This window comes from Roseibium sp. MMSF_3412, from assembly GCF_030733265.1.
In the GTDB taxonomy this organism is placed as follows: domain Bacteria; phylum Pseudomonadota; class Alphaproteobacteria; order Rhizobiales; family Stappiaceae; genus Roseibium.
This window is the reverse complement of the sequence record NZ_JASHJI010000015.1, coordinates 137907-152950: the sequence shown is the minus strand read 5'-3', so window position 1 is coordinate 152950 and position 15044 is coordinate 137907. Positions and strand designations below refer to the sequence as shown.

At 56.2% G+C, this 15044-nt stretch carries 14 protein-coding genes; 6 read left to right on the top strand and 8 right to left on the bottom strand.

Annotated elements, in window-relative coordinates; genetic code table 11:
- Positions 1-82: 82 nt before the first annotated feature.
- The 4 genes from RBB49_RS22175 to RBB49_RS22160 all read right to left on the bottom strand — a co-directional run bounded on the left by RBB49_RS22175 (position 83) and on the right by RBB49_RS22160 (position 4931).
- Complete coding sequence (locus RBB49_RS22175; RefSeq protein WP_306145082.1) at positions 83-1351, bottom strand: sorbosone dehydrogenase family protein; 1269 nt, start codon at positions 1349-1351, stop codon at positions 83-85.
- 158 nt (positions 1352-1509) lie between these two features.
- On the bottom strand, positions 1510-1827 hold the full coding sequence (locus RBB49_RS22170) for a cytochrome c (RefSeq protein ID WP_306145081.1): 318 nt from the start codon (positions 1825-1827) through the stop codon (positions 1510-1512).
- 89 nt (positions 1828-1916) lie between these two features.
- Complete coding sequence (locus RBB49_RS22165; RefSeq protein WP_306145080.1) at positions 1917-3668, bottom strand: radical SAM protein; 1752 nt, start codon at positions 3666-3668, stop codon at positions 1917-1919.
- Positions 3669-4682: 1014 nt separating this feature from the next.
- On the bottom strand, positions 4683-4931 hold the full coding sequence (locus RBB49_RS22160; RefSeq protein ID WP_306145079.1) for a hypothetical protein: 249 nt from the start codon (positions 4929-4931) through the stop codon (positions 4683-4685).
- Positions 4932-5210: 279 nt separating this feature from the next.
- Here RBB49_RS22160 and RBB49_RS22155 point away from each other — a divergent pair, with 279 nt between their 5' ends.
- Positions 5211-7106 (top strand): BTAD domain-containing putative transcriptional regulator, encoded by a 1896-nt coding sequence (locus RBB49_RS22155; RefSeq protein WP_306145078.1) that lies wholly within the window; start codon positions 5211-5213, stop codon positions 7104-7106.
- Here RBB49_RS22155 and RBB49_RS22150 read toward each other — a convergent pair.
- Positions 7098-7394, bottom strand: coding sequence for a hypothetical protein (locus tag RBB49_RS22150; RefSeq protein ID WP_306145077.1), 297 nt, complete (start codon positions 7392-7394; stop codon positions 7098-7100). The two genes, RBB49_RS22155 and RBB49_RS22150, sit on opposite strands and share 9 nt — an antisense overlap.
- 81 nt (positions 7395-7475) lie before the next feature.
- A complete protein-coding gene (locus RBB49_RS22145; protein WP_306145076.1) occupies positions 7476-7655 on the bottom strand; it encodes a hypothetical protein in 180 nt (59 codons plus the stop codon).
- Between the two features lie 409 nt (positions 7656-8064).
- Between RBB49_RS22145 and RBB49_RS22140 the strand changes: the two genes are divergently transcribed.
- Positions 8065-9426 carry a YcaO-like family protein gene (locus RBB49_RS22140; protein ID WP_306145075.1) on the top strand — a complete coding sequence of 454 codons (1362 nt, stop codon included), beginning with the start codon at positions 8065-8067 and terminating at the stop codon, positions 9424-9426.
- 138 nt (positions 9427-9564) lie between these two features.
- Here the strand turns inward: RBB49_RS22140 and RBB49_RS22135 are convergent, their stop codons facing one another.
- Complete coding sequence (locus RBB49_RS22135; protein ID WP_306145074.1) at positions 9565-10113, bottom strand: CAP domain-containing protein; 549 nt, start codon at positions 10111-10113, stop codon at positions 9565-9567.
- Positions 10110-10949 carry a phosphodiesterase gene (locus tag RBB49_RS22130; protein ID WP_306145073.1) on the bottom strand — a complete coding sequence of 280 codons (840 nt, stop codon included), beginning with the start codon at positions 10947-10949 and terminating at the stop codon, positions 10110-10112. Before RBB49_RS22130 ends, RBB49_RS22135 begins: the two co-directional genes overlap by 4 nt.
- 178 nt (positions 10950-11127) lie before the next feature.
- Here RBB49_RS22130 and RBB49_RS22125 point away from each other — a divergent pair, with 178 nt between their 5' ends.
- From RBB49_RS22125 to RBB49_RS22110, 4 genes are all read left to right on the top strand, one after another.
- Positions 11128-12990, top strand: coding sequence for a glycosyltransferase family 39 protein (locus RBB49_RS22125; protein WP_306145072.1), 1863 nt, complete (start codon positions 11128-11130; stop codon positions 12988-12990).
- Entirely contained in the window at positions 12974-13882 is a 909-nt protein-coding gene (locus RBB49_RS22120) for a phosphatase PAP2 family protein (protein WP_306145071.1), read from the top strand. The genes RBB49_RS22125 and RBB49_RS22120 overlap by 17 nt, the downstream gene beginning before the upstream one ends.
- Positions 13882-14643: a glycosyltransferase family 2 protein gene (locus RBB49_RS22115; protein ID WP_306145070.1), complete on the top strand. Its 762-nt coding sequence runs from the start codon at positions 13882-13884 to the stop codon at positions 14641-14643. The genes RBB49_RS22120 and RBB49_RS22115 overlap by 1 nt, the downstream gene beginning before the upstream one ends.
- Positions 14644-14705: 62 nt before the next feature.
- Positions 14706-15020, top strand: coding sequence for a lipid-A-disaccharide synthase N-terminal domain-containing protein (locus RBB49_RS22110; protein ID WP_306145069.1), 315 nt, complete (start codon positions 14706-14708; stop codon positions 15018-15020).
- Positions 15021-15044 lie beyond the last annotated feature (24 nt).

Genomic DNA, 15044 nt, shown 5'->3' with positions numbered 1-15044 from the left:
TTTCCTGCGCTTTCGCTCCTTGCAGTTGGTCAAAACGATCCAAACCAAATTGACTTCATTTATGAGTCCGTACCCTAAGGTCTTAAGGCGTGAGTTTATGGATCATGCCTTCGTCAACGGCTGCATAGAGGCTGCCGTCCGGACCGAATACCAGCGAACGGAACCGTCCCGATTCCATCGGCAGCGTCATTTCGGTGACATCAAGCAGTTCCGTTCCGTCCTCGGAGAGCTGCAGAACGTCGATCCGTTGTCCGAGCGGTGTTCCGCCGAAGCCAATGCCCATAAGACCGACCACCATGGCACCGTTCCAGTCGCCCCAGTTTTCGCCTTCCAGGAAAGCAGCCGAGGAGGTGCCTTGCGACCAGCCATTGTTGTTCCAGATCGGAGGCATTGCGCTCGGGTAGGTTTCAAAATCCGTCATGGGCATCCAGGCAGCCCGTTTGAACCGGTTCTCGCCAACCATCTGGTTCGGGCTGTAGCCGCAATAGTCGTCCGGGCAGGCGCCCCGGCCGGCCATGTTCGGCCGCGGATCCCAGCCCGCGTTGCCGCCGTTGCGCAGGACAGTGATTTCGTCGGAATGCCAGGGCCCGTGTTCCGCCGTGATCGGCGTGCCGGTTTTCGGGTGGAAGGCGATCCCCTGAACGTTGCGGTGACCGTAAGTGTAGGTCCGCTTGTCGAAGCCGACGGGCGGGGTGTTGCCCGGTGCGGCGGTTCCGTCCGTGTCAATCCGCAGCACCTTGCTGCCCATCAGGGTCGGGCTTTGCGGAACGGCACTGTTGTGATTGTCACCGGTCGTGAGATACAGAAAACCGTCATCGGGATTGAACCTGACACGTCCGCCATTGTGCGCGCCGGGTCCGCCGAAGGGATGGTCTGAGGCCTTCATCTTGTAAGGGACGTCGTCAACGATATCCGTCCTGTCGGACACGTTGGAAAAGTCGTCGGCAACCACAAGGCGCATCAGCCTGTTGGTGTGCGGGTCGGACATCTTGGAAGTCGAGTAAACGTAAATGCGACGGTTGTTGGCAAAGTCGGGATCAACCGCAACACCCATCATGCCAGCCTGGCCTTCGCAGAACAGGTCGTCGGCCGTGGACGCGTAACCCTGAACACCGCCCATGCCCAGTAGCGCCTTGGTTTCGCCGGACGGCATGCGGACCGAAAGGCCCTTGCATTTTTCGGTATAGAACATCGTTCCGTCATCAAGGAACGCCATGTCCCACGGGTTTTCGAGGTCTTCAATGATGACCTCGTGCTTCAGGCTGGTCGTGTTCTGTGCGAATGCAGGAGCTGACAAAATGGTCGCGCCCATCAGGAGCGCCACAAGACCGGTTGCTTTCCCAATTTCCATAAGATCCTCCCAGGTTGGTAACGCCCGGGAAGTCATGAATTTTGTTGTATTTCTATCCCCGGACGCAAATGAGAGTATGCCGTATTTCCGGTCACATCAAATAAATTAACCCAGCGTAAGAAATAGTAGTCCGTAGTTCGCAGGTGCACAAAAATCACTCACTCAAATGTCACCACAATAAAAGTGACGATATTCGTAATGTCTTCGTCCGAAAGTGACTTCGCACGCGGTGCCATCAAGGGTGTATTGGGTCCAAATCGTTCGCCGGCGCGATAGCGTTCAAGTCGATCGGTAAGGTATTCGGCAGTCTGTCCTACCAGTTTCGGATAGCTGGCAAGGCCTTTTGCTGTCGGTCCATGACACTGTCGGCAGTTCTTTTTGTAAAGATCCTTGCCCACCTCGACATCCTGCGCTTTTGCTGTGAAGCCGGACGCACATACCAACACTATGGCCGCGCACAATGCCTTGGCATTCATTTCATTTTCCTCCCTCAGATTTCTGATTTTTTGCGTCGCATCACCAGCGCTGCTCGTGCGACGGGATCGCGGTCAGACCCTAGCCGCGGCTATTTCATTGCCGCTGCCTTTCTTGCGACTTCAGGAGCGCCATGGGTGTTTGGAATTGCTTCCTTGAACACCTGGATAAGCTCCATGTCCTGTTCTTCCGCCTCACTTGTCGGTGTGAGTGCGAGGTCCGTATAGGACCTGCGGTTCTCATCTGCCAGGACACGTTTCATGGCGGGCCGGAACCGCAGAAACAGCCGTGCCCACGAAACGCCAACCCAGACCGCCTCGACAGCACGTCTGGGGTAGAAAACGAGCGGGTTTTCCAGCTTCATTCCGTGCCTGCGCTGATCGCGATGCTTGCGCCGCACGATGCCGCACTCGAGTGGATGTACCTTCTCGATCAGGATTGCGCCGAGGAAATGGATCATCGAAGAATAGAGCGCCTTGGTTCTTGCGCCCCGCGCCGCATCGCGCCTAAGAACCGTTTCGACATGTTCCGGCGTGTAGAACTGCTTCCAGCTGTCGAAATATACCTTTTCCCAATCCGTATCGCTCATGATCGGGTGATGGGTCACGCGGTGATTTAGGTCGTATTTGTTGAAGTCAGGATCCATCCAGACATTCTTCGCGGCAAGCACCTTGTGATCCTCGGAACCGGGCAGGGGCGTCAGGAAGAAGAACTCGATCAGATCGAGAGGCAGTTCCTTCTTTATGATTTCAATGTTGCGCCTGATCTTTTCCGGCGTATCGTCCGGGAACCCGAGAATGTACCCGGCATAGGTGATGACACCGGCATCTTTCCACGCCTGGAGCATCTTGCGGTATTCCCAGATCTTGTTCTGGCGTTTCTTGGCAGCCGTCAGTGCATCCGGATCAATGTTCTCCAGTCCGATAAACACCCGGGCGCAGCCGGCACGCGCCGCCTTTTCGATGAAACCGGGCAGCCGGTAGCAGAGCGTGTCCACCTGGAGCACCAGCTTGAATTTCAGTCCTTCTTCCTCGCGAAGCCAGATCAGCCGGTCCAGGATCGCTTCCCAGTTCTTGTTTCTGGCAAAATCATCATCCGTTATGAAGAAGCGGCGAATTTTTTGTGCCGCATTCGCGCGGATGATCGTCTCGACGTCATCCGGGGTCCGGAAACGCGATTTTCTTCCCTGAACGTTGATGATGGTACAGAACGAACACTGGAACGGGCAGCCGCGTCCCGCATCGAAACTGGTATAGGCTCCCGCCATCTTGCGCACCGCATCCGCGGGCAGGATTGGCTGAACGGCACCTTCCAGGTGCGGAAGATCCTTCATGAAATTGTAGAGTGGCTTGAGCTCACCGGACCAGGCATCTGCAAGAAGCGCGTCCATGCGTCCTTCGGCTTCGCCGGCGTAAATGCTGAGACCCATCTCCTGCGCTTCAACAATTTCCGGCGGAATGTCAGGCAACATGGAAATGCTGCCGGCGGCATGAAATCCGCCGGCAGCGATCGGAATGCCTTCCGCGATGAAATCTCTTGCGATATCGACGGCACGCGGGAACTGGTTGGTCTGAACGCCCACCAACCCGACAAGGCAGCCGTCGGCCTGTCTCAGCGATCTGGCGAGCTTTGCGACCTCCACCTTGGTGTTGGTTTCATCGATTACCTCGATGTCGATCGAGACGTCTTCTCCGAGTGTCTTTCGCTCTGCACAGTCCTTGATGAGTCCATAAACGGAGGCCAGTGAATTGGAAGGGATCGGTGCACGCAGCCACTGGATCACGTAGCCTTCGTCATCATAGTGCGAAGGTTTGATGAGCAGGACTGCAAAGCGCTTGGGCATTGATCTCCCGATCCCTGTAGAAATTCGTGGTGACGATGTGCCCGCGACTTCAGGCGCGGAGCTTCATCTTTGCGGAACGCGCGATTTGCCGCAAGGGAATAATTGTAAGGTACTTTTCGAGCGGTACGAACACCTTGTGAAATCGGATGCTGTGAATGTGAAAAGTGCGCAAAGTGATTGCGTTAGGCGGCTTGTTCGCAGTGCGAAACAAAAATTCCATGAAAATTCAGCAAAGGGGGAGATGAATATTGTGCGATGCAGTATTTTTGCGATTTAATTATCAACAAGTTTTCAACAGACTTGGCGTAATCTGTTGAAATACATGCAAACTACTGGACAAGAGGAAGTAACGCCGGCACTATCATACCCACTACTGGTTCGGTGCTGAGAGCGGATTGGCAAACGAATTCAAGGCCCAATGACCGGTAGCCCATGCCAGGGGTTGGTGCGGGATCCGGCTGACGGGTGTCGAGCTGCTTCTGGGCGCCACGTGGGGAACGCCGGACGCATTCACGTGAAGCGAAGGGCGTCCCGGTAAACCGGTAACGGCGGGTAATCCGTTTGATCGGCGCGAACCAGAGAACTTATGTTTTCGCGTTCGTGGGCTTGGGGTCCCTCGGGAGACCAGGTCAGTGTAAAAGTGGAGAGTTTTGACAAGCGGTGACTGCTCAGCGCTTATTGTCAAAGCAAAATCTTCCTTTAACGCAGGGGGGCGCTGGTTACGGCCAGCGTCCTTTTTCGTGCCGTTTTGCACCTGGCGCGTGTGCCTTTCGCAGCGGTCTCTTCCACTTGCGCGTTGCGTGGATTTTTCGAAGTCGGAGAAATTGTTTGCTTGGAACCTCTGCGCAATACCGCAGGGCAGGTTCACGCTTGATATGAGCTCATGTATTCGATCGAATCGTGCAATACGGGCGTATTCACAGATATCGTTTTTGGTTCAACGTTTGGATGGAACACCGGCCCGCTCGGGGCGAGCCGGTATTTTCATCAGTTATTGCCGATCAACGCGTGTTTTCAGGACTTGCGCTGTTCCGAGTTCGGCTGACCAACCATCAAAGGGGTGATTTTCGTCTTGAGAATCATGTCGAGCTCTTCGGAGCCGTCTTCAAGCGACTGAAGCGCCATGTCGAGGCAATAGGAACAGAAAGTACGACCGTCTTTGTCGGCCTCTTTCTTGGTGTAGCGGATCATCCGCTTGATCGCCTCGACCGCGGGTTCCTGCTCGTTTGAAATGCGTTCAGACTTACTGACTGTCTTTGACATTGTTATACCCACCAGTATTCGAATTTCCAGTTGCAGCGTAGCTGCCGTAACCATCCAGGAGAAGCATGCTGTTGCAGCGTGATACTAGCGTGATAAAGTATTGTTGTATATCAGGTTGTGAGACATTCGCTTGCGAGTGTTAAAGCAAACGACAACGTGTGATGTAAATACGGGGAATGAATGGCAAACGCGTCATGCTTTGCATGTCTTGGGCGCCCTTTGCTTTTAAGCGAAAATGGCGAGCCCGCTGCGGTCAAAACTCGTAAAGCTCTGGCAATCATGGGCTATTTGAGCCGTGTCGGCGGCATGAATGCCCCGAGTGAGACCCTCGCAGATCTCCTGTGGAGCAATGCGGAACGCCACAAGGCGATGCAATCCCTGCGCCAGGCGCTGCGGCAACTCAAAACGGCTGAACAGTCGGTTGGACATGATGTCGTTCACGCCTCCAGCAACCATGTAAAGTTGGATTCGGAGCATTTCGCATCTGATTTTTCACAGGTCATGAGGTTGCTCGAGCAGGACAATGCCGAAGGGTACCTGCAAGCAGGCGAGCTTTGGCGCGGAGAATTCCTGACAGGATTTGAAGAACTCGATCCGGAATTCACGGACTGGCTCCAGGTGGAGCGCGAGCGCGTGCGGTCCGACATCGTTACGGCGGCTTTCAAGCACCTGAATGATGTTTCGACCTCCGATGGCGGACGTAAAACCGAGGCTGGGGCCAGGTTTCTGCTGAAAATCGATCCCGCGCTCGAGGCAGCGCACCGGGTGCTTATCCGCCTGTATCTGAAACTTGGACAGCGCGAGAGGGCTGAACAGCAACTCAAGACCTGCGAGCGTGAAATGCGCCTGCATCTGGATGCGGCGCCCGATCGGGAAACCTATTCACTTCTCGAAGAAAGGGATGACGCAGGCATTCAGAAGAAGGAATTTCTGCAGCCTGGCGTAGGCGGAGTGGTTCAACCGCCCTTGTCGAACTCCGACGGTATCGTGCGTCTCCCGGAGATCTACGTGGTCTCCGCATCGTTGGCCAGGAAGAATGCCAATGATGCAATCTATCTGCGCGAGGAAATCGTTTCCGGTCTTTCTTCATTCCGGTCCTTCGAACTCTTTCAATCAGAGTATTTCGGCGAAGCCAATGCGCCGCAGGCAGCCTTGGTCGAGGGCTACGATATGGGTAGCTATCTGCTGAGGTTTCGACAGGATGAGAGGTCGGGCAAGGTCGTCGTGCAATTCGAGGACCGGGAAAACGGTCAAATCGTTTTCAACGAAATCGTCGATCTTGCGATGTGGGACGGAATTCTTCCGGCGGCCAGCCACATCGTGAGCCGCGTGAATGCGCATGCGATCGAGAAACTCCGGAATCCGTCGAATACGTCTGTTTTTGCGCGCTGGTGCCAGGCAGACGCCTTGTTGTGGGAGTTCACGCCTCAGTCAGACGCAAAGGCAATGCGCTTGCTGGACGAACTTGAAAAGTCCAACAGGAGGTTTTCCAGAACCTATGCAGGCAAGGCTTCCATAATCATGAAGCAGGCACTGCACTTTCCCATGAATGACAGGACAACGGCCCACGGCTTGAACGATCTGTTGAAGTTGGCGGAGCAGGCGATCATGCTCGATCCGTGGCAGGCGGTTAATCAGCGCGTCTATGGCTGGGCGCTGATCCTTTCCAACATGCCTCTTGAGGCGAAGAGAGCGTTCCAGAACGCAGGGCGGTTGAGTTCGTCTGATCCTTCCAACCTGATGTCGGTTGCCGAGGGGCTGGCTTTCTCCGGGGATGTCGTCAAAGCGCGTGATATCGCGGAACGGGCCTATGATCTGTTTTCCTTCGTGCCGCGCGTTTTCTACGAATACATGGCGAACATAGCATTTGCGGAGGAAAATTTTGAGGGCGCCCTGCAGCATATTGAAAAGAGCGCAGGGACGAGCCTCAAGGGATTGACAACGCGGGTCGCTTCCCTCGTGTGCCTCGGACGGCAGGCGGAAGCGATACAGACTTTGCGCAGATATGAGGAGCACCGGTTGTCGCTTCTCAGCGCTTCAAAAGTCGGAATGCGTGATCCGGAAGACTGGCGCAGGCGAGTGAACTTTTACCAGAACAAAAGAGTGCATGCCAGCTACGACAAGGGCGCGGAACTCGTTAAGAGATTTCTTTTTGAAGGCGAGCTGTCAGTTTAAGTGTCGTTGTGGAAACAGTTGAGACAAGCCTCCCAGATACTCGGCGTCTTCATTGGCGAGTTTCGCCGCGTTTAATCTGTAGGGCAATGTCACTGATTTTGTTGAACTGTTTTCGGAAACCACTTTGAAATTGAAGAGTTCAGTTGTCTCCGGCGGCAGCCCTATTTCTCGCAGGAACGAGGCCGGATCCTGCTTGAATGCCTTGTTCACGCTGGCATCCGTCGCTGCGTGAGCGAGCAATTTGCCCAACTTGGCGGCATTGCTCTTGTAGTGCGGAAACCGGGCCATTTTTTGCACCTCCTGCTTGAAGCAACCGCCTGAGTTTTAAACTCAGGCGGCAGATACTGCGATGTGTTCGACCTATCCGACTTATTCAGGAAGGTCTTCGTAGTAGCAGCTTCCAAGGGCCGCGAGGCCGAGTTCTTCGAAGTAGGCTTCATCGTCCGCAGCCAGGCGGGTTTTGTCGACGTCTGCCGGAATGACCAGATGGACCAGGTCCGCGGTGTCGGCGTAGATCGTTACGTCGGACTTCGCACCGATTTCAGTCAAGACGGTCTCCGGGCTTTCAATCAGCTGCTCACGTGCGCTAGAATCTTGAATGATGGAACCAAGTTTCGCGCCAACTTCCATTTCTTTGCGTGAGGTGACAGTAGCGTGCATGATGAAACTCCTGTATTTAAAGTTGAATTTTGACTCGGTGGGCTGTTGGATGGTCACCTGGTCAAATCGAGAGCAAGTAAAATAGTAAGTAAAGCAAGATGGGATCTACATTTACTGTCTATTTGCTGCTTTCGATAAAAAATATAGAACGAACAAAAAAAGTTCTTCAATAGAACAACATCATTTTTACATTAAGTGCAATTTATAGTAGAGTGGGTGTGTTGTGGTGCGCCTTGATGTCAAATCAGGGCTGGTCGGGTGAGGGTGTGTGAAATTGTCGTGGCCTGCATCATCTGAGGTGGATCTGCCGGACCGGTGCTGGTCGGATCTTCTGCGCGCAGGTCTCGCTTCGCGTGTGCCGAAAACGGATGGCGACGCTGGTCTTGTCACTCATCCGGAACTGGATCTGTTTCTGCCTCTATTGGCTCACCACGAAGTCCGGCTTGTGCCGATGACGGCCGGCCAGTGTCCTGTGAAATTTTGCACCGGTACGATCAAGTCACGTGTCGGACCTGGTCAGCAGGGCGACGGTACGGCAACGACAATACCGGCGGGAGGTCAGGCAGATACATCCTCCGATGCAGCTTTAAGTTGTTTAGGTGAACTGTCTGAACGATTGAGTCTTTGTTCACTCGGGCGGTTGGATCAAAGAGTTGAAATTGACTTAAAATTGCAATCAGAGATCGAAATGACTAAAGTGCTGGGCTACAGCGCCAGGCAATTGAGAGCGTTCGCGCGCGGTCAGGGTTCCGGAGAGCGGCGTCCCGGCGATTACGGTCCTGAATCGGAGAGCTTCTCCACAAGGGCGGTAAACGTGAGGCGTTTGGGTGACGGAGCGCTTTTTTCCTATCCGAGTGCAGGTGTTCTGTTTGGTGAATTCGAGTTGATCAGCGGTCGCGCCGGCGGATTCGCATCAACCGTTGGCTGTGCGGTTTGGCGCGATCGTGAAGGCGCGCGTCAGCGCGCGCTCCTGGAACTCGTCGAGCGGGATGCGGTGGCGCAGGCGTGGTACAACCGCCTGGGGATAACTCTGATCTCCGAGGAGCTTGTCGAAGCCCTTTTGCCGCTGTCTCTGGTTGGTCATCTGAAGGAAAACAGGAGGTTTTGGGGCCTCTATTCGGTTGCAACCGACCTGAAGGTTCATATCGTACTGTCGGTTTCTTGTGAACCCGACGGTCGAAGAGCTGCCATCGGGTCCGCTGCCGGCTGGGATCTCGCCTCGGCAAGCAAGTCGGCCGTTACCGAGATGCTTCAATCGGAAAACGCGCTTGACCTCATGGAAAGAGCCTACCTCGACAAACGATCCGAAACGGACAAGCCCCGAAAACTGCCGCGGCATCTGGCCTATGCATTGAACACCTCTGTCTTCGAAGATTTTTTGTCAAAGGCAAGTGGGCCGCACGTACCACCTGGATCTGAAACCGTATACGCGTATAGCGATCTCCTCGACAGCTGTTCGCGCAAGGGCATCGATATCTGGGAATTTGATGCGACACGTTCTGATCTTGGTATTCCCTGCATCAAACTGATTTCAGAACACTTGTGCAGTTGGGAGCCGCGTTTCGGAAAAGAAAGGCTTTATCAGGGTGTGGTCGATCGCGGGCTTCGCAAACAGCGGGCCGACGAGTCCGAATTCGAGGCGCGGCCGTTTCCGTTCTGAACCTTTCCAAACGCCCGGTTCGGCAAGATCCAAAGACCGACATATCGAAATATGACATCATTATTCTGATTTTGATTTTCGGATGATGATTGGGTCTTTCGATCTCTGGAAGGCACGGGGCGGGGCCTTCCAGCCCTTCTATCTCACGGCCGGGCGGCCATCCGAAGTTGGCCTTGCGAGTGTAAGAACCCAGAAATTGCGCCACTTGCCGGTGTTTCTGTTTGTTCTGGCGGCCCCGACACGCGTTACATAGGGGTTGAGCAGGTTCTTGTTGTGGCCTTCCGATCCTTGCCATCCCCTGAAGGCGGCCGGCAGGTCTGCATATCCGGCCCCAAGGTTTTCCGCGCCCGCATAATTCTCGTAAGAGGCCTTGCTGAGTCGCTGTGAAAGACCGAATGAACTGTGTTGCCAGGTGTCCATGCTGTCGCGTTGCGCGATGTGGCGCGCCATGTTCTGTGAGACCTCGTCCAGTACAGGATCATGTTTGAGCGCTGGAAGACCGTTCTGGCTCCTGTAGTTGTTGATGAGGGAAAGCAGCTGGCTTTTGTTGACGGGTTGGTCCGTCAGAACAACTTCGTCTTCGAGTTCGCCGTTGCCGGGCAGGGCGCCACAGCCGTGAAGTATGGCGGCAACGGCGGCGATCAGGAAAATCTTCAGCCCGGGAGCGAACACGCGCAGCGCTCTCATCTGATCTCGTCTCCCGGCCACGTAACACCTTCATCTGCGAAAAAATGATAGGGGCCGGGATAACTTTCGACATAGGCCATATGGGTCACCAGCCCGGTTTTCTCCGCATGGGTGTGCACGAAATAGGCAGGTGGCTCAAAGCGGAACATCGCCGCGCCGTCCGGTGACAGGTCGAGTTCCACCTGATGCCCGGTGCTGGGCGCCAGTGTCATGACCTTGCCGGCAAATTCGGCGATGATCGGTCTGTGCAGGTGCCCGCACAGGATCCGTTTCACGTGCTCGTGCGGTGCAAGCACCTCTGCCAGTTCCGGCGCATCGAGAAGGCCCATGGCATCCATGTGTTCGATGCCGGAAAGAGCGGGCGGATGGTGCAGAGCAAGCAGGGTCGGCGCACTGTCGGCCGAGAGCGTTCGGTCCAGCCAGGTCAGTTGTTCGTGACCGAGTTGCCCCTGTGGACGGCCGGGCACATGCGTGTCGAGCGCGATGATGCGCACATCGTTGACCATCGCCGCATAATGAATCTTTCCGTCGCTGGTTTCGTTCAAGCCGGGAAAACCCGCCATCTCCCTGCGCATGCCGTCGCTGCTGTCATGGTTTCCGGGCATGAGGAACACCGGGACATCGAGGCGGCCGAGAAGCGCCCGGGCAACGGCATATTCACGCGGATCATCTCGATCCGTAAGATCTCCCGTCATGACGACGGCATCCAGCTTGGGAGAAAAGGCAAGCAGGGACCTGATGGCTCGCTCTGCCAACATGTTGGTATCGGAGACTCTGTAGCAGGCCAGGCCTCTCGGACGTAGGTGCAAGTCTGTTATCTGTGCGATCAGGGTCATCTGGTGTCCCGGGATTCGGAGGTGTCAAAAAACCAACGGAACGATAGCTTAGCTCTTGATGAGAGCAAGCACTTGTTTCCCTTTTCCGAAAGCTCATGTAGGAGAAGCTTTGCGTTCGTAGCGCACAGGCTGCTGCGCGAACGCGTCAGATTTTTACCAAACGGCATTTGTGGCAAGTATGAGCGACAATTCGAAGGTTCACACAAACGGCAAGGCCGATCCGTCGGAACAGCAAAGTGTCGATGTCCCGCAAGGAGATCCCGATGCTCCCGAAAAAGCTGCTTCGGCTCAAGCGGGAACAAGGAAACCGTCGGTTGAACTGCGCAAACCGGTTTGGCTCAAGGTCTTTGGTCATGACCTGACTGCACCGCTCCTTCTGGTTCTCCTGTCGCTGTTGTTGTTCGTCCCGGGTCAATGGACAGTTCCGCCGCTTGACCGGGATGAGCCGCGCTATACCCAGGCGACCAAGCAGATGCTTGAAACCGATGACTACATTGACATCAGGTTCCAGGAGCAGGCGCGGCACAAGAAACCGGTCGGTATTTACTGGTTGCAGGCGGCAGCCGCAAAACTGAGCGGACATGGGGCGGACGCACCGCTCTGGGTCTACAGGCTGCCGTCGATCATCGGAGCCACGATCAGCGTGCTGGCCGCCTTCTGGATGGCGCGCGCGTTTCTTGGTCCGGCGGGAGCGTTGCTGGTCGGCGGATTTGTTGCGCTTGCAATCATCGTCGGGGTTGAAGCCCGCCTTGCCAAGACCGACGCGATGCTGTTTGCCACCGTTATCGTTGCGCAAGGGGCGCTTGCCCGGATCTGGCTCAAGAACACGGATCAGCGGATGTGGGGGCTCAGCTTCCTGTTCTGGACCGCTCTTGCCGCAGGTGTCCTGATCAAGGGACCGGTCGGACCGATGGTGGTCGGTTTCACGGTAGCCGGCCTCATGATCATGAGCCGGCGGATGAAGTGGTTCAAGGCCGCTTCGCCTCTGATCGGGTTTGTCTGGTTCGCATTGCTCGTATCGCCCTGGTTTGTTGCGATCTGGATCGCGACGGACGGAACTTTCTTCACCGAAGCAATTGGCAGGGACCTACTGGGCAAGGTCGGCCAGGGGCAGGAAGGGCACGGCGCGCCGCCCTTGACCCACCTTGGGGCCATGTTCGGCATCTTCTGGCCGCTGCCTGCCTTTTTTCTCATTTCACTTCCACTGATCTGGCGGGAGCGCTCAAGTCCGCTCGTGATCTTCTCGATTGCCTGGTTTCTTCCGACCTGGATCGTGTTTGAGCTGGTTGCAACGAAGTTGCCGCACTACACACTCCCGATTTTGCCGGCACTGGCATTGCCCGTTGCGGCTGCCCTTCTCGAAGGTGCAGGACAGAATTCCGGAAAATGGGTCAGGCGAGTTGCCGCCGTTCTCCTGGCGTTGCCGCCCGTCGGGCTTGCGGCGATTTCATTTGCGGGACCGTTTGCGCTCGGCGTGTGGCCGTCGCCGCCCGGAGTTGTCGTGGTGGCAATCGGTGCCGTGTTCGGTGTTGCAGCTGCCTCCAGACTGTTTCAGGGGGCCGCGCTTCACGCCTTTCCGTCGGCCGCGTTGAGTGCCGTGTGCGTTGCGATCGGCGTCTGGGGCTTTGTTGGCCCCGCATTGACACCGATCTGGGTCAGTCCACGTCTGGTCGCCGCGCTGGACGAGATACCGGGCTGCGGCGACCGGTCCGTCAGGCAGGTCGTTACCTCGGGCTTTCATGAACCGAGCTTCATTTTCCTTGAGGGTACAGGCACACGCATCATTTCACCGAAAGGGGCAGCAGAGTTCCTGGCACAGCCTCAGTCTGGCGACGCCGGCATGTGCCGGGTCGCGGCGGTCGAAAGCAGGGAAGAAACGGCGTTTTTGGCGGCCGCAAAGGAGATTGGCCTTGTGCCTGAGGTCCGAAAGAGGGTAGACGGCCTCAACATCAATGGCGGCGATGACGTTGATATAGCTCTTTATCAGAAAGCCGACACGAAAACGGGTGCAGAAGAAAACGGCAATGTCGAACAGCAGTAACAACGTCAGGCGGGTTCTGGCGCGGATGCGCGGAAATATTCGACGGGCGCAGATGCTGTTCTCCGGGCGCAGGGAGCGCGCACGCCACAGCCTGGATCCGCTGCCACCCGGACAACGGCCGCAGGACATCTTTGCCATTCTGCTGTTGACCGTCGGGGTCGCCGTTGTCGTGTTCGACGTACCGACCTATCCGTGGCTGCGCTCATTGCCGAACGAATACCGGAATGCGTTCCGCGCATTCACCGATTTTGGCAAGGCCGACTGGATCCTGATTTCGACGGGTCTGACATGCCTTTTCCTGCTGGCGCAGGACGCGGGCCGATATGCGTTCCGGATCCGCATGGCAATCGGATCGCTCTTTACCTACGCGGCGTTCATTTTCTATTCTGTCGCGGCAACGGGCCTCCTTGCGATTGCGTTCAAATGGTCGCTGGGACGGGCGAGACCGAAGCTTTACGAGCAGGTCGGCCCCGTGCGTTTCGATTTTCTGGCATTCGATGGCACCTACACAAGTTTTCCATCCGGCCACTCGACGACGGTTGCAGCGCTTGCCACGGCACTGGCCTTCATTTTTCCGGCCTATCGCTGGCTGATCGTGGTTGCCGCGTTCTGGCTCGCTTTCAGCCGCGTCATGGTTGGCGCGCACTACCCGAGCGACGTCATTGCGGGAACACTGCTTGGCGTCACCTTCACCTTTTTCACCGTAAGGGCCATGGCACGGCGCAGGATCGGCTTCCATCTCTCGTCTTCGGGGAAGATAGAGCCGAACATGAACGCCCGGTCCGCGCGTGCCTGCGCGCGTGCTGTCTGGAGGGTCATGCGCGGCCAACGCGGATTGTATCGGGTCCCGGTTGAACCCGCGCGGCTGGAAGAGACGGATCGGACGACTTGATGACAAAAAGTTTTATCGAAGGTCTGGCGACATCGACGGGGACGCTTGCCGTGACCGTGGTTGTGCCTGCAAAGGACGAAGCCGAGAACCTTCCTATCCTTCTCGACGAGATAGAGGCCGCGCTTCAGGGGCGCAGTTTTGAAGTCATTGTCGTGGACGATGGCTCCTCCGACGGAACCGATATCGTGCTTCAGGACTATGCGGCCACGCATGATTGGTTGCGGCCCGTGCGCCACCAGACATCCTGCGGACAGAGCTGCGCCGTCAGAACCGGGTTGCATCATGCGCGCGGTGATGTCGTGGCAACGATCGATGGAGACGGAGAAAACGATCCGGCCTATATTCCGCAGCTTCTGGACGCACTCGAGCAAGCCGGGACATCGACGGCACTGGCGGCAGGCCAGAGGCTCGGCCGGAAGGCAAGCCTGGCGAAGCGTTATGCATCAAAATTCGCCAACAAGATCCGGGGTGCCATCCTAAAGGACAAGACCCGCGACAGCGGCTGCGGGTTGAAGGCTCTGCGGCGCGACGTCTTCTTGCAGTTGCCCTACTTCGACAGCTGGCACCGTTTTCTGCCTGCTCTCGTCATTCGTGAAGGCTTCGATGTCGTGCATATCGATGTACAGGACAGGCAGCGGAGACACGGCTCGTCCAAATACGGGATTTTTGACCGCGCGCTGGTCGGTGTGCTTGATTTGTTTGGCGTTTGGTGGCTCAGGCGCCGGCGCAAGAAGGTGCCTTCCGTCCGGCCGCTGACGTGACGGATTTCTGCAACATCTAAGATGACGGGTTTCACGCCCGACCGGACCAATTGGATCTGCCAATGAGTGCTCTTTACGACTGGATCTACGCTGTTTTCGTCGAGCAATTCGATTTCTGGATCATCCTGGGGTTCTTTGCCCAGGCCATGTTCATGATGCGCTTTGTCATACAATGGATCGCGTCGGAACGGGTCGGCCGATCGATTGTTCCAGTGGCGTTCTGGTTCTTCTCTGTCGCAGGCGGTTCGCTGTTGCTGATCTACGCAATTCAGCGTCAGGACCCCGTTTTCATCGCGGGGCAGGGGCTTGGCCTGATCATCTATTTCAGAAATCTCTGGCTGATCTTCAAGGAAAAGCGGGAAGATCCGACGATCTGACAGCCTGATGGCGAGCGGCACAGG

Coding starts and splice junctions, on each gene's coding strand:
- RBB49_RS22175 (WP_306145082.1), bottom strand. CDS start 1,351: ATGGAAATTGGGAAAGCAACCGGTCTTGTGGCGCTCCTGATGGGCGCG.
- RBB49_RS22170 (WP_306145081.1), bottom strand. CDS start 1,827: ATGAATGCCAAGGCATTGTGCGCGGCCATAGTGTTGGTATGTGCGTCC.
- RBB49_RS22165 (WP_306145080.1), bottom strand. CDS start 3,668: ATGCCCAAGCGCTTTGCAGTCCTGCTCATCAAACCTTCGCACTATGAT.
- RBB49_RS22160 (WP_306145079.1), bottom strand. CDS start 4,931: ATGTCAAAGACAGTCAGTAAGTCTGAACGCATTTCAAACGAGCAGGAA.
- RBB49_RS22155 (WP_306145078.1), top strand. CDS start 5,211: ATGGGCTATTTGAGCCGTGTCGGCGGCATGAATGCCCCGAGTGAGACC.
- RBB49_RS22150 (WP_306145077.1), bottom strand. CDS start 7,394: ATGGCCCGGTTTCCGCACTACAAGAGCAATGCCGCCAAGTTGGGCAAA.
- RBB49_RS22135 (WP_306145074.1), bottom strand. CDS start 10,113: ATGAGAGCGCTGCGCGTGTTCGCTCCCGGGCTGAAGATTTTCCTGATC.
- RBB49_RS22130 (WP_306145073.1), bottom strand. CDS start 10,949: ATGACCCTGATCGCACAGATAACAGACTTGCACCTACGTCCGAGAGGC.
- RBB49_RS22125 (WP_306145072.1), top strand. CDS start 11,128: ATGAGCGACAATTCGAAGGTTCACACAAACGGCAAGGCCGATCCGTCG.
- RBB49_RS22120 (WP_306145071.1), top strand. CDS start 12,974: ATGTCGAACAGCAGTAACAACGTCAGGCGGGTTCTGGCGCGGATGCGC.
- RBB49_RS22115 (WP_306145070.1), top strand. CDS start 13,882: ATGACAAAAAGTTTTATCGAAGGTCTGGCGACATCGACGGGGACGCTT.
- RBB49_RS22110 (WP_306145069.1), top strand. CDS start 14,706: ATGAGTGCTCTTTACGACTGGATCTACGCTGTTTTCGTCGAGCAATTC.